The organism is Cellulomonas sp. SG140, assembly GCF_025770785.1.
Classification (GTDB): Bacteria; Actinomycetota; Actinomycetes; order Actinomycetales; family Cellulomonadaceae; genus Cellulomonas.
This window is the reverse complement of record NZ_JANZLA010000008.1, coordinates 81,778-99,654: the sequence shown is the minus strand read 5'-3', so window position 1 is coordinate 99,654 and position 17,877 is coordinate 81,778. Positions and strand designations below refer to the sequence as shown.

General features: G+C 73.6%; 19 protein-coding genes. 4 read left to right on the top strand and 15 right to left on the bottom strand.

Annotated features, from left to right (window positions below):
* Positions 1-12 precede the first annotated feature (12 nt).
* Both N0B34_RS14630 and N0B34_RS14625 read right to left on the bottom strand, forming a co-directional pair.
* Positions 13-288, bottom strand: coding sequence for a PTS glucose/sucrose transporter subunit IIB (locus N0B34_RS14630; protein WP_263732151.1), 276 nt, complete (start codon positions 286-288; stop codon positions 13-15).
* Entirely contained in the window at positions 285-1,061 is a 777-nt protein-coding gene (locus tag N0B34_RS14625; RefSeq protein WP_263732150.1) for a GntR family transcriptional regulator, read from the bottom strand. The genes N0B34_RS14630 and N0B34_RS14625 overlap by 4 nt, the downstream gene beginning before the upstream one ends.
* A 227-nt stretch (positions 1,062-1,288) precedes the next feature.
* Here N0B34_RS14625 and N0B34_RS14620 point away from each other — a divergent pair, with 227 nt between their 5' ends.
* On the top strand, positions 1,289-2,632 hold the full coding sequence (locus tag N0B34_RS14620) for a PTS transporter subunit EIIC (protein WP_263732149.1): 1,344 nt from the start codon (positions 1,289-1,291) through the stop codon (positions 2,630-2,632).
* A 73-nt stretch (positions 2,633-2,705) separates the two neighbouring features.
* Here N0B34_RS14620 and N0B34_RS14615 read toward each other — a convergent pair whose 3' ends face one another.
* The 13 genes from N0B34_RS14615 to idi form a co-directional block, all read right to left on the bottom strand.
* Positions 2,706-2,966: an HPr family phosphocarrier protein gene (locus tag N0B34_RS14615; RefSeq protein ID WP_263732148.1), complete on the bottom strand. Its 261-nt coding sequence runs from the start codon at positions 2,964-2,966 to the stop codon at positions 2,706-2,708.
* Positions 2,967-3,089: 123 nt separating this feature from the next.
* On the bottom strand, positions 3,090-3,551 hold the full coding sequence (locus N0B34_RS14610) for a phage tail protein (protein WP_263732147.1): 462 nt from the start codon (positions 3,549-3,551) through the stop codon (positions 3,090-3,092).
* Positions 3,552-3,651: 100 nt separating this feature from the next.
* On the bottom strand, positions 3,652-4,542 hold the full coding sequence (locus N0B34_RS14605; protein WP_263732146.1) for a PrsW family intramembrane metalloprotease: 891 nt from the start codon (positions 4,540-4,542) through the stop codon (positions 3,652-3,654).
* Positions 4,543-4,640: 98 nt separating this feature from the next.
* The gene (locus N0B34_RS14600; protein ID WP_263732145.1) at positions 4,641-5,216 is read right to left on the bottom strand and encodes a hypothetical protein; all 576 of its coding nucleotides are present in this window, start codon (positions 5,214-5,216) and stop codon (positions 4,641-4,643) included.
* A 65-nt stretch (positions 5,217-5,281) separates the two neighbouring features.
* The gene (ligD, locus tag N0B34_RS14595; RefSeq protein ID WP_263732144.1) at positions 5,282-6,985 is read right to left on the bottom strand and encodes a non-homologous end-joining DNA ligase; all 1,704 of its coding nucleotides are present in this window, start codon (positions 6,983-6,985) and stop codon (positions 5,282-5,284) included.
* Between the two features lie 355 nt (positions 6,986-7,340).
* Complete coding sequence (locus N0B34_RS14590; protein ID WP_263732143.1) at positions 7,341-9,491, bottom strand: MMPL family transporter; 2,151 nt, start codon at positions 9,489-9,491, stop codon at positions 7,341-7,343.
* Between the two features lie 83 nt (positions 9,492-9,574).
* Positions 9,575-10,465 (bottom strand): prenyltransferase, encoded by an 891-nt coding sequence (locus tag N0B34_RS14585; RefSeq protein ID WP_263732142.1) that lies wholly within the window; start codon positions 10,463-10,465, stop codon positions 9,575-9,577.
* The gene (locus N0B34_RS18070; protein ID WP_318529994.1) at positions 10,449-10,772 is read right to left on the bottom strand and encodes a lycopene cyclase domain-containing protein; all 324 of its coding nucleotides are present in this window, start codon (positions 10,770-10,772) and stop codon (positions 10,449-10,451) included. The genes N0B34_RS14585 and N0B34_RS18070 overlap by 17 nt, the downstream gene beginning before the upstream one ends.
* Positions 10,769-11,134, bottom strand: a complete 366-nt coding sequence (locus N0B34_RS14575; protein WP_263732141.1) for a lycopene cyclase domain-containing protein — start codon at positions 11,132-11,134, stop codon at positions 10,769-10,771. Before N0B34_RS14575 ends, N0B34_RS18070 begins: the two co-directional genes overlap by 4 nt.
* Positions 11,131-12,696: a phytoene desaturase family protein gene (crtI, locus tag N0B34_RS14570; protein WP_263732140.1), complete on the bottom strand. Its 1,566-nt coding sequence runs from the start codon at positions 12,694-12,696 to the stop codon at positions 11,131-11,133. The genes N0B34_RS14575 and crtI overlap by 4 nt, the downstream gene beginning before the upstream one ends.
* A complete protein-coding gene (locus tag N0B34_RS14565; RefSeq protein WP_263732139.1) occupies positions 12,693-13,580 on the bottom strand; it encodes a phytoene/squalene synthase family protein in 888 nt (295 codons plus the stop codon). The genes crtI and N0B34_RS14565 overlap by 4 nt, the downstream gene beginning before the upstream one ends.
* Positions 13,577-14,698 (bottom strand): polyprenyl synthetase family protein, encoded by a 1,122-nt coding sequence (locus tag N0B34_RS14560; RefSeq protein WP_263732138.1) that lies wholly within the window; start codon positions 14,696-14,698, stop codon positions 13,577-13,579. Before N0B34_RS14560 ends, N0B34_RS14565 begins: the two co-directional genes overlap by 4 nt.
* The gene (idi, locus tag N0B34_RS14555; protein ID WP_263732137.1) at positions 14,695-15,225 is read right to left on the bottom strand and encodes an isopentenyl-diphosphate Delta-isomerase; all 531 of its coding nucleotides are present in this window, start codon (positions 15,223-15,225) and stop codon (positions 14,695-14,697) included. Before idi ends, N0B34_RS14560 begins: the two co-directional genes overlap by 4 nt.
* A gap of 72 nt (positions 15,226-15,297) precedes the next feature.
* Between idi and N0B34_RS14550 the strand changes: the two genes are divergently transcribed.
* The 3 genes from N0B34_RS14550 to N0B34_RS14540 all read left to right on the top strand — a co-directional run bounded on the left by N0B34_RS14550 (position 15,298) and on the right by N0B34_RS14540 (position 17,870).
* On the top strand, positions 15,298-15,972 hold the full coding sequence (locus N0B34_RS14550) for a MarR family winged helix-turn-helix transcriptional regulator (RefSeq protein WP_263732136.1): 675 nt from the start codon (positions 15,298-15,300) through the stop codon (positions 15,970-15,972).
* Between the two features lie 134 nt (positions 15,973-16,106).
* Entirely contained in the window at positions 16,107-17,270 is a 1,164-nt protein-coding gene (locus N0B34_RS14545) for a glutamate--cysteine ligase (protein ID WP_263732135.1), read from the top strand.
* A 126-nt stretch (positions 17,271-17,396) separates the two neighbouring features.
* Positions 17,397-17,870, top strand: coding sequence for a universal stress protein (locus tag N0B34_RS14540; protein ID WP_263732134.1), 474 nt, complete (start codon positions 17,397-17,399; stop codon positions 17,868-17,870).
* The last annotated feature ends 7 nt before the right edge of the window (positions 17,871-17,877 follow it).

Genomic DNA, 17,877 nt, shown 5'->3' with positions numbered 1-17,877 from the left:
TGTCCGGACTGTTCAGAGCAGCTCTTCGAGGTCCGACGCGATGATGTCGACGTTCGGCCCCATCACCACCTGCACCACGTGGCCGGAGATCATCACGCCGTGCGCGCCGGCCGTGCGCAGCGCCTTGACGTCCACCGCCGCGGTCTCGTGCACCTCCGACCGCAGGCGGGTGGTGCAGGGCTCGATCTCGATGATGTTGCCCACGCCGCCGAGCGCGGCGAGGATCTCCGCCGCCTGCGCCCGCTCGCCGTACCGCCGGTCGTCCCTGCCCACACTGCCCTCGCTCATGACAGGACCTCCGCCGTCGCAGGTTGTGCCGCTCGCTCCGCCGCGCCGCGCTTGGGGGTCAGCGCCGGCTTCGGTGCACGCAGCGGCACCCAGAGCACGTAACGGTCGGCCCGGTAGGTCGACCGTGAGTACACGCAGGCGGTCTCGCCCGCGAAGGTCCGCCGGGTGACGCGCAGCACGGCACGCCCGGGAGGGACGCCGAGCAGCTCCGCCTCGCCGGCGTCGACGTCCGCGGCCGAGACCACGTCCTCACCCCAGTCCGGCTCCAGGCCGCGGCGGCGCAGCTCGCCGTAGATGCTGTCCGGCAGCGGGCCGTCGAAGAAGCCGGGCACCAGCTGGCACGGCAGCCACGACTGCTCGATGGCCATCGGCTCACCGTCGGCCAGGCGCACCCGGTGCAGGGAGAACACGCGCTCACCAGGCAGGATGTCCAGCGCGTCGGCGATGTCCGGCGTGGCGGCGACCACCTCGGCGGACAGCACCTTGGACGCCGGTTCCATGCCGCGGCGCTGCATCTCCTCGCCGAAGGACGCCAGGCGCACCTCGAGGTCGACCTTGGTGGGGGCGACGAACGTGCCGCGGCCCTGCTCGCGGGCCAGCAGACCCTCCACGACGAGCGCGTCGACCGCCTGCCGCACGGTCATGCGCGAGACGCCGAACTGGTCGCACAGGATGCGCTCGGAGGGGATGGCGTCACCCGGCGCGAGCTCGTGGGTGACCAGGGAGCGCAGGTAGTCGCGCACCCGCACGTACTTCAGAACGGAGCGACCCACCCTCGTCCCCTCGTCGCGACTGGTCCAGACGGTGCGAAGCCTGCCGCTCTTGACACCGTGCGCGCCATTCCATCATGGTTGCGGGCAACTGGTCCAGACATCTAGCGCACTAGTCCGGACGAGTGTCCCGTCGCCGACGACGGACCGCCGGTGCGACCGGCCACCCGCACAGCCGCACGCAACGACATGCACACGATGACGAGCACACGACGAGGAGTGCACCTGTCATGACAGCCACCACCGCACCTGCGACCCGCGAGAAGCGCGGGATCCCCGGCCTCGCGCAGCTGCAGCGCGTCGGCCGATCGCTCATGCTGCCGATCGCCTCCCTGCCGGCCGCGGCGCTGCTGCTCCGGCTCGGCCAGGCGGACATGCTCGGTGCCGACGGGCTCGGCAAGCACGCCACCTGGCTGCAGCCGGTGGCCGACGTGCTGGGAGCGGCGGGCAACGCGCTGTTCGCCAACCTGGCGCTGCTGTTCGCGATCGGTGTCGCCGTCGGGTACGCCCGCAAGTCCGACGGGTCCACCGGCCTCGCGGCGGTGATCGGGTACCTCGTCTTCAAGGGTGTCACCGACGCTCTGTCGCCCTACGTGCTGGGCAAGCCCACCGGCGACGCGAAGCAGGAGCTGATCAACTACGGCGTCCTCGGCGGCATCGTGATCGGTCTGGTCGCCGCCTTGATGTTCCAGCGGTACTCGAGGATCAAGCTGCCGCCGTACCTCGCCTTCTTCGGCGGGCGACGGTTCGTGCCGATCGTCACCGCTGGCGCCTCGGTGGTCGTCGCGGTGATCGCCGCCCTGGTCTACAAGTGGTTCGACTCCGGCCTCACGGCCGTCGGCTCCTGGGTCACCGGCTCCACGATCCTCGGGGCGTTCGTCTACGGCACCGCCAACCGCCTCCTCGTCCCGATCGGGCTGCACCACCTGCTCAACTCGCTGCCGTGGTTCCAGTTCGGCTCGTACACCGACCCGAGCGGCAAGGTCTGGAACGGTGACATCCTGCGGTTCCTGCACGGCGACCCCACGGCCGGCACCTTCATGACCGGCTTCTTCCCGATCATGATGTTCGCCCTGCCCGGCGCGGCCCTCGCCTTCGTGCACACCGCCAAGCCCGGCAAGCGCAAGGTGATCGCGGGCATCATGGGCTCTGCCGCGCTGGTCTCGTTCGTCACCGGTGTCACCGAGCCGCTCGAGTTCTCCTTCGTCTTCCTCGCGTACCCGCTCTACGTGGTCCACGCGCTGCTGACCGGCACGTCGCTCGCGATCGTGAACTGGCTCGGCATCCACGACGGGTTCGGGTTCTCCGCCGGGGTGATCGACTACCTGCTGAACTTCCGGATCGCGCAGAAGCCGCTCTGGATCATCCCCATCGGGTTGATCTACGGGGCGATCTACTACTTCCTGTTCCGCTGGGTGATCACCAAGTGGAACCTGCGGACCCCGGGCCGCGAGGACGACGACGCGACGTCCGACTCGATGTCGATCCTGGTCGACCAGCCCGCCGACGAGCCGGTGAAGAAGACGGCCACCGCTGCGCCGGCCGCGCCGGCAGGGGGCGGCGCGACCGCCTAGCGAGGGTCGCCACAGACGAACGCCCGGCCGGGGACCGCTGCCCCGGCCGGGCGTCGTCGTGCGGGTCCGCGGTTCAGCCGGCGGACTCCAGGTACTGCACCAGGGCCTCGAGCGACGGCTCCGCAGCCTCGTCGTCGCTCGCGAGGAACACCTCGTCGCCGGGGCCGGCGCCCAGGCCCATCACCGAGAGGATGCTCGAGGCCGGGACGGGGTCGCCGTCGGCCTTGCGGATGGTGACCGCGACCGGCTGCTGCGCCGCGAGGTTGACGAACAGGGCGGCGGGACGGGCGTGGAGGCCTTCGGCGATGGCGACGACGGCACGGCGTTCGGGCATGGGCACCTCCGTTGGTGTGGTCCGGCGACGCGCCGGTGCGAGTGGTCTAGACCACCATAACGCACGGTGTGGCGGTGGCCAGCGGACGCATCCGGCCCGGCGTCGGGGCGGGTGGCCGCAGGGTCAGTACTCGCCCTTGATGACGAAGAACGAGCCGCGGATGGTGCCGGCCAGCTTCGACCTCTGCCGGGCGAACTTGAAGGCGCCCAGCTCGTCCGGCACGTCCATGCCGTCGGACAGCTTGAAGCCGACCGCGCGCTTGCCGGCATCGGCGAGCGTCCACAGCACGTTGACCGACAGGCCGGACTTGTAGAACACGTAGGTCCAGCGGATGCCCTCGACCTCGAAGTCGGTCGCCTCGAGCGCGGGGGAGGCGATGACGATGCCGCGCTCGTCGGCCAGGATCCGCGTGACCCGGTCGACGGCGTCGGGCGCCTCGGCGGCGGGCTCGACGGTGAACACGTGCTGGTACTTGTTGCGGAAGTAGCGCGCCTCGTTGGCGCGCAGGCCGGCGAGCGCGTCCGCCACCGGGGAGGACTCGAGGCCGACGGTGGAGACGTTCACGAAGTCGACGACGTACGGCACGGGTACCTCCGGTGGCGCTCAACGGTGAGGGCAGCCTAACGACGGCGCCACCACGGGAGCGTCGAGCGCGCGGGTGCACCCGCGCGGGTCACATCAGGGGTCACGCCACGCCGTAGCCCTCGCGCGGCAGCGCGACCGGGACGGGCGTGGGGGCGGCGGGGCGCCGGCGGTGGGCGACGTGGACGAACCACAGCAGCACCGCCACGCCGGCGGTGGCGATCACCAGGTGGACCGCCACGGACGTCGAGCCGTCCCAGGTGGCGTGCAGCAGGACGGCGGCGACGAACGTGCCGACGAACGCCAGCACGGCGCGCCCACGGCGGGGCGCTGACGGGATGCGCCACAGCATCGCCACCACCATGCCGGTCCAGGCGATGTGGCACGCCGGTGCCAGCAGGCCGCGCAGCAGCAGGGTGCTGTCCACCGCCGCGATGCTCCGGGCGGCGAGCAGGGTCTGGAACCCGTACCCCATCGTCTCCAGGGTGGCGAAGCCCATCCCCGACGCGATGCCGATCACCACGCCGTGCCGGGGGTCGTGCGGGCGCACGACGAGGAACACGAGGAAGGGCACGAGCAGCTTGGCCGACTCCTCGGCCAGCCCGACCGTGGTCATCGGCACGGTGCCGAGCCGCCGCAGGGCGCTGTACTCCAGGATCCCGGCGGTGACGGTGCCCGCGAGACCGCCGACGATCGCGACGAACGTCACCAGCGGGACGCGCACCGGTGGCACGCGACCGCCCTCGACCGCGAACACCAGCACGCTGATCGGCACCGTGATGGCGCCGATCAGCAGGAGCGACGGGAAGAAGTTGATGTTCTGGGTGGCGACCATGGTGCGCAGCACGATCACGTAGGCCACGACGCCCAGCACCAGGATGGCCAGCCACGACCAGCGGCGCAGCGCCGGCGGCGCGGTCCAGCCGCCGGTGGTCATCGGGGTGCGGCCCTCCAGCGGGACAGGGGCGATCCGGTCGTCGTCCGGTGCGTCCACGTCGTCCTCCCGTCAATCGACCGGTGCTCCTGCATCGAGCGTGGAGACCCGGACGTCGGACGGCAAGCGGTGGCCTGCACGACGCCCGCGACAGTCGCTCACCCGGAGGCGTAGGCGAGCTCGAGGTGGTCGTGGTGGTCGCCCCACGTGAGGTCGAGCGACCAGCAGCCGGGCGCGGGCAGGTCGATGGTGGACGGTCCCAGACCGTTCTCGACGGTGCGGTTGGCCGTCGTGCCGGTGGCCGTCAGGGTGGCGCGGATCTGCAGAGGTGTCCCGACGGGGGAGGCCACCCGCGGGACCCAGAGGATCTTGTTGTTCCGGCCGGCCACCGGCGGGGCCACCAGCGGGTCGTGGTCGGCCCAGAGGATGGCGACGACGTCGCCCCGGTCGCTCAGCACGTACGGCACCGGCTGGTCGGGCGGCGTGAAGCCGCCCCGCGCCCAGGTGGGCAGCGGCACCGGCGAGTAGTCCGTACGGCAACCAGCGTCCGACGGCAGGGGCGACGCCGCCGGCGACGGCGCGCCGGTGCTGCCGGCGGGCGGTGACGATGTCGCGGCCGACGATGAACCGGCCGCCCGGGTCGCGGACGGCGTGGAGCCGCCGGCCGTGCAGCCTGCGAGCAGGAGCCCGCCCAGCAGCAGGCTCGACAGGGCCGCCACCCCCGACCGTCCCATGACGGGAGGCTACGTCCGTGCCGTCGCGATCTCGATGGGTGGAGCGCGCCGGGGCGCAGCCCGGTCTAGCCGAGCCGCGGCAGCGTCTGGTCGTGCAGCAGGACGCCGCGGAACGGGTCGCCGCGCTCGGCGATCCGGTCGAGCACCGTGCGGACGGTGAAGGCGTCGGGGCGCAGCCAGTCCTCGTCGAGCTCGTCCCAGGTGATCGGTGTCGACACCGGGGCGCCCGCCGCCGGGCGTGGGCTGTACGGCGCGACCAGCGTCTTGTTGATCGCGTTCTGGGTGTAGTCCAGGCGCGCCTTGCCGCCGCGCTCGCGGACCTCCCACCGCCAGCTGACCAGGTCCGGGATCACCGCGCCGACCGTGCGGGACACCCGTTCCACCCAGTCGCGGGTCTCGTCGAACGACGGGCCCTCCGCGATCGGGATCCACACCTGGATGCCGCGCCGGCCGGTCAGCTTGGGGTAGGCGCGCACCTTGAGGTGGGCGAAGGCGTCCCGGTGCAGACGAGCCATCGCCAGCAGGTCCTCCCAGCGCGTGGACGTGCCCGGGTCGAGGTCGACCATCGCGTACGACGGGTTGTGCGGGTGTGCTGTCGTCGAGGTCCACGCGTGCCACTCCAGGCCGCCGAAGTTGGCCGCCCACACGAGCGCCGCCGGCTCGTCGACCACCAGGTAGGTCGTCGTCTCGTCGTCGTCCGCCTCCGGGTTGTCCCACCGGGTCAGCCAGTCGGGGGCGTGCTCCGGCAGCTGCTTGTGCCAGAACCCCGGCTTGTCGGCACCCTGCGGGTAGCGGTGCAGGTTGAGCGGCCGGCCGGTGAGGTACGGGAGCACCACCGGGCCGATCCGGGCGGCGTAGCGCAGCAGGTCGCGCTTGGTCACCGGCTGCTGGCCGGGCAGCGCGGGGAACAGCACCTTGTCGAGGTTGGTCACCTTCAGCGCGCGGCCGTGCACGTGCCAGGTGCCGCCGGTGCCGAGGGAGTCGAGCTCGGCGAGCTCGTCGGGCGTCGGGCGGGTCAGGTCGACGGTGCGCAGGTCGACCTCCGCCTGGGCCGCGGGGACGCCGGAGCGCCACAGCCGGTCCGGGTCGGCGGCGACCTGGTCGTTGGTGCGGCCCGACAGCACCGAGGTGGGGTGGTCCTCCGCGTCCCAGCCGTCGGACGCGAACTCGTCGTGCTTGTGCAGCAGCAGCCACTGCTCCTTGCCGCCGGCGCCCGCATCACCCGTGCGCACCAGGACGAACGTGCCGCGCAGCCGCTCGCCGTGCAGCGTCGCGTGCAGCTCACCGGCGGCGACGGCTGCCACCGGGTCCTCGCCGGGGTTCGGCTCCCACGTGCCGGCGTCCCACACGATGACGTCGCCGCCGCCGTACTGGCCGGCGGGGATGACGCCCTCGAAGTGCTCGTACTCCATCGGGTGGTCCTCGACGTGCACAGCCATCCGGCGGACGCCGGGGTCCAGGGTCGGACCCTTGGGCACCGCCCAGCTGGCCAGAACGCCGTCCATCTCCAGGCGGAAGTCGTAGTGCAGGCGGCGGGCGCGGTGGCGCTGGACGACGAACCGGCGGGCCTCGGGCGCCGCGGTGGTCGCGGGCGCGGACGCCGCGGCATCAGGTGTCGTGACGGCAGACGCGTCCCGGCTGGTGCTGCCGGACGGCTCCGGCGTGCGGTGGAAGTCGCGCTTGGACCGGTAGCTGCCGAGCCGCTGCTCGGCGTCGTCGTGCGAGTCCGCGTCGTCGTGCGAGTCGGCGTCGTCGTGCGCGCGTGCCATCTGCCTCACCGCCCTGGTCAGCCGGGTTGCGCACCACACTCGCGCCAGAGCGCGTGACCCGCACCCTGACACGTTCTGGCGACAACGCACCCGCCCGACCCGCCCCGGGTGGACACCGTACGGTCGCGCCCTGCCCGGCCGCGCCCCGCCCGGCCGGCGCCGAGATGAGCACTTTGACGCGAGATGAGCACTTCGGTCTGCTCATCTCGCGTCAAAGTGCTCATCTCGCTCGGGGCGTTGGGGTGTGGGGGCGTCGGAGTGTCCGCGTGTGGGGGCAAGGCTCGGCGCGCTGGTGCGGGCCGTGCGGTGGCTCGGGTGTCGAGGCGGCAGCGCTCGGGCTGGGGCAGGTGCGCGGTCAGGCGGTGATGCGGCGGGACGGCCACCACATCGACCGCCCCAGCTCCTGACCCAGCGCCGGCACCAGCAGCGACCGCACCAGCACGGTGTCCAGCAGCACGCCGAACGCCACGATGAACGCCAGCTGCAGCAGGAAGAGGATGGGGATCACCGCCAGCGCCGCGAACGTGGCGGCCAGCACCACGCCGGCGGAGGTGATCACGCCGCCGGTGATCGCCAGGCCGCGCGTCATGCCCGTGCGAGCGCCGGCGTGCAGCGCCTCCTCCCGCACGCGGGTCATGAGGAAGATGTTGTAGTCGATGCCCAGGGCCACCAGGAAGACGAAGCCGAACAGGGGCACGGCGGGGTCGGCGCCCGGCAGCTTCAGCACGTGGTTGAACACCAGCGCCGAGACGCCGAGGGTCGCACCGAAGGACAGCACCACGGTGCCGACCAGCAGCAGCGGGGCGACCACAGCCCGCAGCAGCAGGACCAGGATCACCAGGATCACCACGAGGACCAGCGGGATGATCAGGTTCCGGTCGTGCACGGAGGCGTCGTCCGAGTCCACCGCGGTGGCCGTCGCCCCGCCGACCAGCGCATCCGCACCGAGAGCGGTGCGCAGCTGGCGGACGGTGCGCTCCGCGGCGGCCGAGTCGGGCGCGTCGGTGAGGGTCGCCTCGAGCAGCACGTCGCCGTTCGCCACCGTCGGCGCGGGCGCCGGGGTGCCGGGGACCACCGGCTGCACACCGTCGGCCGTCACTGGCGCCTGACCGCTCGGCGAGGCGGCGCTCACCACGGCCACGGACTGCACACCAGGCGTGGCCAGGAGCGTGGCGGCGGTCGGCTGGAGCCGGTCCGAGGCGACGATCACCTGCACCGGGCTGCCGGAGCCGCCCGGGAAGTGCTGGGCCAGCTCCTGCTGACCGGTGCGCGCCTCCGAGTGGCCCAGCACCAGGTCGCTGGAGGGGACGCCGGACGCCCGCAGCTGCAGAATGCCGGCGCTCGCGGCCAGCAGCACCACCACGCCGACCACCCACACCGGCCGGGCACGCCGGACCACGAACCGCGGGACCCGCGCCCACAGGCCACGGGTCGGCACGGGGTCGGCGCCGGCGGCGTCGGGCGCGTACCGGGGTCGGCGCGGCCAGAACGCGGCCCGGCCCAGCAGCAGGAGCAGCGACGGCAGCAGGGTGAACGCGGCGAGCATCGCGAACACGATGCCGACCGCGGCGATCGGGCCCAGCGCCCGGTTCGACTGCAGGTCGGACAGCACCAGCATCAGCAGGCCGGCGATCACCGTGCCACCGGAGGCGAGGATCGGCTCGAACGACCCGCGCAGGGCCGCGCGCGTCGCGTCCCACCGGTGCTCGTGGGCGCGCAGCGCCTCGCGGTAGCGGGCGACGTACAGCAGCGAGTAGTCGGTGGCGGCGCCGATCACCAGGATGAACAGGATCCCCTGGGTCTGGCCGCTCAGCGGGAACACCCCGGCCTTGGCGATCCACCACACGGTGAACAGGGCGGCCGTCAGCGCGAACGTGCTGGTCAGCAGCACCACCAGCGGCAGCAGCGGCGACCGGTACACCACCACCAGGATCACCAGCACCGCCAGCACGGCGACCAGCAGCAGGATGCCGTCGATCCCGCCGAACGCCGTCACCAGGTCGCCGGTGAACCCCGCTGGGCCGGTGACGTACGCGGTGGTGCCGGACGGCACCAGGCCGGGCAGCGCGGCCCGCATGGCGGCGACCGTGTCCGCCACGGCCGCGGACGCCTTGACCGGGACGAACAGCTGGGCCGCGGTGCCGTCCTGCGACACGATCGGGGGGCTCGGCTGGCCCGACACGCCCTGGATGCTGGCCAGGGCCTTCGGCACGGTGGCGAGCTGCGTCTTCTGCGCGTCGGTCAGCGGGGAGCCCGCGGTGACCAGCACCACCGCCGGGATCGTGTCGCCGCCCAGGAACTCCGGCAGCCGCTCCTGGACCCGGGTCGCCTGGGCGCTGGTGGGCAGGTACGCCGTCGGCTCGTTGGAGGACACCTCGGCGATCCGGCCGAAGTACGGCCCACCGATGCCGCCGATCGCCAGCCACACCAGCACGAGCACCGCCGGCAGCACGATGCGCAGCGCGCGGGTGCCCCGGCCGGGGTGGGTGGTGCGGGCGGACGTCATGCGGGTCTCCTCGGTGTTGTCCCGGGTGCCCGAGGTGGCTCCAGGGCTGGACGGTGCGGTGGGCGTGGAGGTGTGGGAGCGGGTCATCGGTGCAGCCCGATCGCGATCAGGATCATGGTGACGGCGAACCCCACCAGGTAGTTCACCAGCAGGAACCGACGCCAGCCGCGGTTGGCCTGCGCCGAGTCCGCGTCGGTCACCGATCGGAACGGCCACGCCAGCGCGAGGTACGGGATCACCAGCGGAGCCGCCAGGACGCCGGGGAAGGGCTCGAGCAGCAGCAGCACCCCGGCCGCCGCCCACAACGTCAGCGACAGCCGGACCGTGCGGGCGGCGCCGAGGGCCGTGGCCACCGAGCCGATGCTGGCCTCCCGGTCCGGCACCACGTCCTGCACCGCGCCGAACGCCTGCGCTGCGACGCCCCACAGGAAGAAGGCTGCGAGGGCCACCACCGCCGGACGGCTCCACGCCCCGCCCGCCAGCACCAGCCCGTACACCGCCGGGCTGGTGAAGTGGGTGCTCGACGTCAGGGAGTCCAGCACCGGCCGCTCCTTGAACCGGAGCCCCGGCACCGAGTACGCGGCCACCGCGAACAGCGACACGGCCAGCACCGCCCACGACGCCGGGCCGCCCAGCAGCACCAGCGCGACGACGAACGGCACGCACGTCACCACGGCCGCCACCAGCGTCGCGCGGTGCACCCCGGGCTCGAGCAGCGCCCCCTCGACACCGCCCTTGCGCGGGTTCGCCGCGTCGGACGCGTAGTCGAACACGTCGTTGATCCCGTACATCGCCAGGTTGTAGGGGACCAGGAAGAACAGCGTGCCGATCACCCAGGCGGCGTCGACGTGGCCACCGGCCAGCAGGTAGGCCGCCCCGAACGGGTAGGCGGTGTTGACCCAGCTCAACGGGCGGGAGGCGGCGAGCAGCCGTGCCAGCAGGGGCGGCAGCAGCGGTCTACGGGTGGTCAGCACGGTGCCCCCTGCGGGTCAGCTCCCACACGGCCGGCAGCAGCACGGCGGCGGCGAGCGGGTAGGAGAAGTCCTCGATCGGTGCGCGACCGAGCGTCAGGCCCGACGCGTGCGCGCGCGAGTAGTCGTCGACGCCGGCGGCCAGCATGACGTTGTCGAAGACGGCGGTCAGGGCGACCACCGCCACCGCGGCGGCGACGGTGGGTGCGAGCGGGAGCCGGTGACCCCGTCGTCGGGCGAGCACCTGCGCCACGCCCCGGACGACGAGCGCGAGGACGATCAGGCCGACGGCCAGCTGTGGGTACGTCATCGTGGGGCCCCCGCCTGGGGCAGGGCCGCCGGCCGAGCGTCGGACGACGGCCCGTGCGCCAGCACCCGCTCCGCACCGCGGACCAGCAGCATCGTCAGGTAGCAGAGGAACCCGAGGAACACCGGCTCCTCCACCGGCAGCTCCGGCGCCAGCAGCACCCCCGTCATCACGCGGGTCGGCGCCTGGAAGAAGAGCCCGTTGGCGATCCCGACGAGGTCGGCCCCCAGCAGCACCACGACCCCGCTGACCAGCACGGTCACCGCCCGCCGCGCGTCGTCCCACAGCAGCAGCCGCCACCGGCGGTCCACCAGCACCAGCCCCCCGGCGGAGAAGAGCAGCGCCCCCAGGTAGGTGAACCTCATGCCGGCACCCGCACCGGCACGGGCAGCGGCGCCGCGCTCCGGTCGCCGCGCACCCGCTTGGCCACCAGCTCGGCGCTGATCAGGCACATCGGCACGCCGATGCCCGGGATGGTGCTACCGCCGGCGTAGAGCAGGCCGCGCACGCGCCGAGAGGCGTTGGGCGCCCGCAGGAAGGCGCTCTGCCGCAGCGTGTGCGCCGGGCCGAGCGCGCTGCCGGACCAGGACCGCAGGTCGGTGGCGAAGTCGCCGGGGGCGACGGTGCGCCGCACCACCACCCGGTCCGCCAGGTCGTCGGCCCCCGTCCAGCGCGCGATCTGCCCGATGGTCCGGTCGACGAACGCCTCCACCGGCCCGTCGCCGCCTCCCTCGACGCCGCCGTGCCCGATCCCCGGCTCGGCCGGCACGGGCACCAGCACGAACAGGTTCTCGTGGTCCGCAGGCGCGACCGTCGGGTCGGTGGCGCTCGGCTTGCCGATGTAGATCGACGGCGTGGACGGGAGCCCACGACCGCGGGTCAGCGCGGCGAACCCGCCGTCCCAGTCGTCCGCCAGCAGCAGGGTGTGGTGCGCCAGCTGGGGCAGCCGCCCGCGGACGCCCAGCATCGCCAGCACGGCACCGGGTCCGGGGTCGCGGCGGCGCCACCAGCGCTCGTCGTGGTCCCGGTACGGCTCGTCGAGCAGTGCCGTCTCGGTGTGGTGCAGGTCGGCACCGGAGACGACCAGCTCGGCCTGGACCCGGTGCTCAACGCCGAGCGCGTCCCGGTAGAGGACGCCGCGCACGGCACCGTCCTTCACCAGGATTCGGGTCACCGTCGCGCGCGTGACCAGGCGCGCACCGGCGCCGGCCGCCAGGTCGGCGATCGTCCGGATCACCTGGGCGAAGCCGCCGTCGGGGTACCGCACGTCGTCGTTCACGTCGAGGTGGCTCATCAGGTGGTACATGCTCGGCACGCGCATCGGCGAGCCGCCGAGGAACACCGCGGGGTAGCCCAGCAGCCGGCGGATCCGGGAGTCGGTGCTGTGCCGGCGGATCTCGGCGTCCAGCGACCGCGTGAGCAGCCCCGCCAGCCGGGGGAGCCGGGACAGCAGGGCCGGGTCCAAGAACGGGCCCACCGAGTCGAACGAGCTGTAGAGAAACTTCTCCAGCGCCAGGTGGTACGTCTCCCCGGCCGAGTCGAGGTAGGCGTCGAGCCGGTCCGCCGACCCAGGGTCGAGCGCCTTCAGCGCCGCACGTGCCGCGGGGCCGCCGGCCGGCAGGTCGAACGGTTCGAGGTCGCCCTCGAAGTACGCCCGGTACCCGGGGTCGAGACGGCGCAGGGTCAGCTGCTCGTCGGCGGAGGTGCCCATCAGCCGGTAGAAGTGGTCGAACACCTCCGGCATCAGGTACCACGACGGCCCGGTGTCGAACCGGAAGCCGCCGGACTCCCACGAGCCGGCACGGCCACCGAGCTGCGGCATCGCCTCGAGCAGCGTCACCTCGTGGCCGTCGGCCGCGAGCAGCGCGGCGGTGGCGAGGCCCGACACGCCACCGCCGATCACCACGGTGTCCAGCAGGCGGCTCATGACAGCGCCCCGGCGTCCAGCGACGGCGCGAGGGTCCAGCGCAGGACCAGCGCGAGCTTCACGGGCGCCGGGACCGACACCCGGGTGCTCGCCAGGCGCGAGGCCGGCGTCCGCTCGAGGCGACGCAGCAGCTCGGCGAACAGGGCGGTGGCCACCAGCACCGGACGGCGGCAGTCGCCCGGCAGGTGCCGGACCACGGCGCGGGCGGCCCGCAGGTCGGACCGGATGTCGTCGACCACCCCCGCCTTCTGCTCGTCCGTCATGCCCGACGCCGACACCCCCGGCAGGTACGACCGGCCCAGGTAGCCGCGGTCGTGCGCGACGTCCCGGAGGAAGTTGACCTTCTGGAAGGCGGCGCCCAGCCGTGCGGCACCCTCGTCGAGCCGCGCCGCGGTCTCCGCCGCCACCGGCGTCCCGGCCAGGAACACCCGCAGGCACATCAGCCCCACCACCTCGGCCGACCCGTGCACGTACGTCCGGTACTCCGCCTCGTCGAACGCGACGTCGTCCAGGTCGCGGCGCATCGAGGCGAAGAACGCCCTGGTCAGCGCGGGTTCGATGGCGGCCTCGCGCGCCACCGCGGCGAAGGCGTGCACCACCAGGTTCGCGCTGAACCCCGTCGCTACCGCGCGCTCCGTCTCCCGCTCCAGCTCGTCCAGCACCGCCGCCCGCGCCGTCCGGTCGAGCCCCGCCTCCGCGGCGGTGCCGTCCACGATCTCGTCGGCGATCCGCACCAGCGCGTAGATCGAGGCGATCGCCGCCCGGCACCGGCGGGGGAACAGGCTGGTCGCCAGCCGGAACGACGTCGAGTACCGGCGGATCACCGGTGCCGCGGCCACCCGCGCGGTGCCGTCGTACAGGGCCAGGCCCGTCTGGCGGCTCATGCTCGTCGCTCCGCCGCGCGCTCCGCCTCGGCGGCGAGCAGCCGGGCCAGCGCCTCGGGCAGGTCCGCGCCGCCGATCAGCGTCAGAGCCGCGTCACGCTCCTCACCGATCTCCCGCTCCAGCCGGGCCCTCGCCCCGGACGCCTCGAGGGCCCCGCGCAGCACGTCCGCGCCGGCCTCGTCCAGGTCCTCCCGACCGAACAGGTGCGCTGTCGCCGACCACTCCGCCGTGCCGCGCGCGTACGCCACGAGCAGGGTCTGCTTGCCCTCGCGCAGGTCGTTCGAGCAGCTCTTGCCGGTCTCCGCCGCGCTGCCGAACACTCCCAGCAGGTCGTCGCGCATCTGGAACACCAGGCCCAGCCGGTGGCCGATCGCGCCGAGGCGGTCGCCGAGCCACTCCGGGGCGCCGGCCAGCAGCGCGGCGGCGCGCAGCGGCAGCTCGAGGGAGTAGTGGGCGGTCTTGTCGGCCATCAGCCGGCGGATGTCCGAGGGCTCCGGGGTGGCCAGCCCGGCGGCGTAGGTCACGTCGGCCAGCTCGCCGGCGGCGGCGCGGTACACGCTCTCGTCCACCAGCTCGACCAGGGCCGTGCGACGGGCGTGGTCGAGCTCGAGGCGGGCGGTGATCCGCAGGGCCGACGTCAGCAGCAGGTCGCCGGCGAGCAGCGCCGCCTGCTCACCCCAGCGGCGGGCGGGGTGCTCGGGCAGGCCCTCGGCACGAGCGGCCTGCTCGAACGCACCGACCACGTTGAGCACGCCACGCCGCTGCACGTCGCCGTCGATCACGTCGTCGTGCACCAGCAGGGCCGTGTGCAGCAGCTCCACCGCGACGGCGAGCTCGACCGCCGGCTCGAGCCGGGTGCCGCCCAGGTGCAGGAACGTCGCGAGCAGCAGGCGGGGCCGTAGCCGCTTGCCGCCCTGCGTCATGGTGCGCACCGCGCGCCACAGCTGCTCGTAGTGCGGCCCGTGCACGGCGGAGCGACGCAGCGCCTCGTCGAGCACCAGGTCCAGGCGCCGCTCCACCTCGGCCATCGCAGCCGCGAGGTTGGGCAGCACCAGCGGGGCGGCGGGGCGCGTGACGGGCTCGACGAGCGGGGCGGAGTCCGCGAGGTCGTGGGTCATGCCGGGTTCCCCTTGGTGAAGTCGTGCAGCTGGTCGATCTGCAGGGCCAGCCACGGGCTGAAGGCCCAGGGCGTCAGGTGGACGGCGGTGGACAGGCGGGCGGGGTCGACCCACACCGCCTCCATCACCTCGTCCGGGTGCGGCACGACGAGGGACGACGTGACGGCCGAGAAGACGGGGCACACCTCGTTCTCGACGACGCCGGAGGCGTCCACGGCCAGGTACCGGAAGTCGGGGAGCTCGGCGTGGAGCCCCTCGAGCTCCACGCCGAGCTCGAGCCGTCCGTGCCGGCGGACGGCGTCCTCGAGCTGCTCACCCGGCTGCGGGTGGCCGCAGAACGAGTTGGTCCACACCCCGGGCCACGTCCGCTTGGTCAGCGCCCGCCGGGAGACGAGCAGCCGCCCGGAGACGTCGTACACGTAGCAGGAGAAGGCCAGGTGCAGGGGCGTGTCGCCGCTGTGCACCTGCGCCTTCGGCGCCGTGCCGATCGGGGTGCCGTCCTCGGACAGCAGCACGACCTCGTCCATCGCTCTCCCATTTCGCTAGCCAGGTGAGAAGTAAGGTAGGCGAGATACTTCCATTCCGCTACTGTTTCGCCCATGCCCGATGAACCGCTCCCCGAGCCGACCGACGCGCCGCCGGCCGCGCAGCCCGGCGTGCCACCGGCGCCGCGGCCGGGCCCACGAGCGGACGAGGCCCCGGAGATCGCCCAGGGGTTCCACGACCCACGCGTCGTCGACCGATCCGGACGTCTGGTGCAGACCGCCGGCATGGACGAGGCGGAGCTGGCGCAGATCGTGCGCGTCATGGACGCCCTGTTCCGCTGGCGCACCGCCGAGCAGCGGGCCAGTGCCGCCTCCCGCCGCTACATGCAGCTCGGCGAGACGGACATGAAGGCACTGCGGTTCGTCATCGTGCGGACGGGGCAGGGGCACCACGTGACGGCGCGGGACATCGCGGCGCACCTCGGGATCTCGAGCGCGTCGACCACCAAGCTGCTCGACCGGTTGGAGGCGGGCGGCCACATCCACCGCACCGCGCACCCCACCGACCGGCGTGCGATCGCCGTGGTCGTCACCCCCGAGACGCGCAAGGCCGCGGAGGAGACGGTGGGCCGGGAGCACGCGCGGCGGTTCCGGGTCGCCGCGGCGCTCAGCCCGCAGGAGCGCGAGACGGTGATCCGGTTCCTCGACGACCTCAGCGCGACCAGCGAGGAGAGCTGGGACGGTCAGGCGGCGGCGGCCGCGTCCACCGCGTCGGACGGCGCGGTCTGACGGGTTCGTACGCGGCGAAGCCGCTGGTCTCGCTGCTGATCCCCTGGCTGGGGGCTTGCGCCGCTCACCGGCGCCGGTCGACGATCGATGCGTCCGCCGACGGGCTCGGCGCGGCAGTCGCGAAGGTGGTCGGCGTGGATCGCAGGGGCGTGTCCGTGCGCACGTTCGGCGTCGAGGAGGAGTTCCTGCTCGTCGACCCGCAGTCGGGCTGCGCCGTCCCGGTGGCGCCTCAGGTGCTGGCCGGGGTGGACGACGTGCCGGCCTGGTCCGACCAGCCCGGGGACGACTCGCAGACAGGCGCTGCGCCGGCCTGCCCACGGCGCAGCGAGCTCACCATGGAGCTGCAGCAGCAGATGATCGAGGTCGCGACGCCACCTCGGACGGCGCTCGCGGCCCTCTCCGACGACCTGCGCCGGCTCCGCCGCACCGCCGACGCCGCGGCACGTCGGGTCGGCGCCCGGGTCGCGGCGCTCGCGACCTCCCCGCTGCCGGCGCGGCCGCGCATCAGCCCGTCGCCGCGGTACCAGGCGATCAGCCGCGCGCTGGCGCTCGCCTGCGACGAGCAGCTGACCTGCGGGTGCCACGTGCACGTCGCCGTCACCTCGCCCGACGAGGGCGTCGCGGTGCTGGACCGCATCCGGCCCTGGCTGCCGGCGGTCGCGGCCGTGGCGACCAACTCACCGTTCTGGAACGGCATCGACACCGGGTACGCCAGCTACCGGACCCAGTCCTGGAGCCGCTGGCCCGCGACCGGCCCGACGGAGGTGTTCGGCTCCGCCGCGGCGTACCGCCGGCTGGTGGACGACATGATCGGCACCGGCACCCTGCTCGACGAGGGGATGGTCTACTTCGACGCCCGCCTGTCCCGGCGCTACCCGACGGTCGAGGTGCGGGTGGCGGACGTGTGCCTGGACGTGGCCGACGCCGTGCTGGTCGCAGCGCTGTGCCGGGCGCTGGTCGACACCGCCGCGGGTGAGTGGCGCGCCGGTGCGCCGGCGTCGGGCGAACCTGCGGCGCTGCTGCGGCTGGCGTCCTGGCGGTCCAGCCGGTCCGGCACGGACGGCGACCTGGTGGACCCGCGCACCCACCGGCTGCGACCGGCTGCCGAGGTGCTGGCTGGGCTGGTGGGCCACGTCGAGGCGGCGCTGCACGCCAACGGGGACCTCGACGTGGTGCGCGAGTCGATCCACCGGGTGGTGGAGCAGGGGACCGGTGCGCGCGCGCAGCGCGAGTCGGTGGCCCGGCACGGCCGGCTGGACGCGATGGTGCTGGAGGCGGTCGAGCGCACCAGTGCGTGAGGTGCGGCCCCGCCCACGCCACGGGTGCGCCCGCTCACTAGGCTGGAGGTGCGCTCCGGCGCAGGTGCCGGGTGCGAGCCGGCCGCTCGACCGACTCACCGATCGCCACAGGCGGGAGGACAGGTCGTGAGCATCTCCAGTGCCGATCAGAAGGAATCGTCCGGGCGGATCGTCGTCGGCGTCGACGGGTCCGCCTCCTCCAAGGCCGCACTGCAGTGGGCGGTGGCCCAGAGCCGGCTCACGGGGCAGCCGGTCGAGGCGGTGATGTCCTGGGACTACCCGGTGAACTACACGGTCGCCGCCCTCGGCAGCTTCGAGTGGGCGGGCAACGCGACGCTCGCCCTCGAGAACGCCGTCAACGAGGTGGTCAAGGGTGACGACGCGGTGCACGTGCGGCAGCGGGTCGAGCAGGGGCACGCCGCACGCGTGCTGCTGGACGCCGCCCGCGACGCAGCGCTCGTCGTGGTCGGCAGCCGCGGGCACGGCGGCTTCACGGGCCTGCTGCTCGGCTCCGTGAGCCAGCACGTCGTGACGCACGCGCACTGCCCGGTGGTCGTGGTGCACGCACCGGCCGTCACGCACGGGACGACGGAGGCCTGAGGCCCTG

Excerpts from the sequence above, each read along its gene's own strand:
- N0B34_RS14615 (WP_263732148.1), bottom strand. The coding sequence starts at position 2,966 with ATGCCCGAACGCCGTGCCGTCGTCGCCATCGCCGAAGGCCTCCACGCC.
- crtI (WP_263732140.1), bottom strand. The coding sequence starts at position 12,696 with ATGAGCCGCCTGCTGGACACCGTGGTGATCGGCGGTGGCGTGTCGGGC.
- N0B34_RS14630 (WP_263732151.1), bottom strand. The coding sequence starts at position 288 with ATGAGCGAGGGCAGTGTGGGCAGGGACGACCGGCGGTACGGCGAGCGG.
- N0B34_RS14590 (WP_263732143.1), bottom strand. The coding sequence starts at position 9,491 with ATGACGTCCGCCCGCACCACCCACCCCGGCCGGGGCACCCGCGCGCTG.
- N0B34_RS14550 (WP_263732136.1), top strand. The coding sequence starts at position 15,298 with ATGCCCGATGAACCGCTCCCCGAGCCGACCGACGCGCCGCCGGCCGCG.
- N0B34_RS14600 (WP_263732145.1), bottom strand. The coding sequence starts at position 5,216 with ATGGGACGGTCGGGGGTGGCGGCCCTGTCGAGCCTGCTGCTGGGCGGG.
- N0B34_RS14620 (WP_263732149.1), top strand. The coding sequence starts at position 1,289 with ATGACAGCCACCACCGCACCTGCGACCCGCGAGAAGCGCGGGATCCCC.
- N0B34_RS18070 (WP_318529994.1), bottom strand. The coding sequence starts at position 10,772 with ATGACGTACCCACAGCTGGCCGTCGGCCTGATCGTCCTCGCGCTCGTC.
- idi (WP_263732137.1), bottom strand. The coding sequence starts at position 15,225 with ATGGACGAGGTCGTGCTGCTGTCCGAGGACGGCACCCCGATCGGCACG.
- ligD (WP_263732144.1), bottom strand. The coding sequence starts at position 6,985 with ATGGCACGCGCGCACGACGACGCCGACTCGCACGACGACGCGGACTCG.
- N0B34_RS14560 (WP_263732138.1), bottom strand. The coding sequence starts at position 14,698 with ATGACCCACGACCTCGCGGACTCCGCCCCGCTCGTCGAGCCCGTCACG.
- N0B34_RS14565 (WP_263732139.1), bottom strand. The coding sequence starts at position 13,580 with ATGAGCCGCCAGACGGGCCTGGCCCTGTACGACGGCACCGCGCGGGTG.
- N0B34_RS14575 (WP_263732141.1), bottom strand. The coding sequence starts at position 11,134 with ATGAGGTTCACCTACCTGGGGGCGCTGCTCTTCTCCGCCGGGGGGCTG.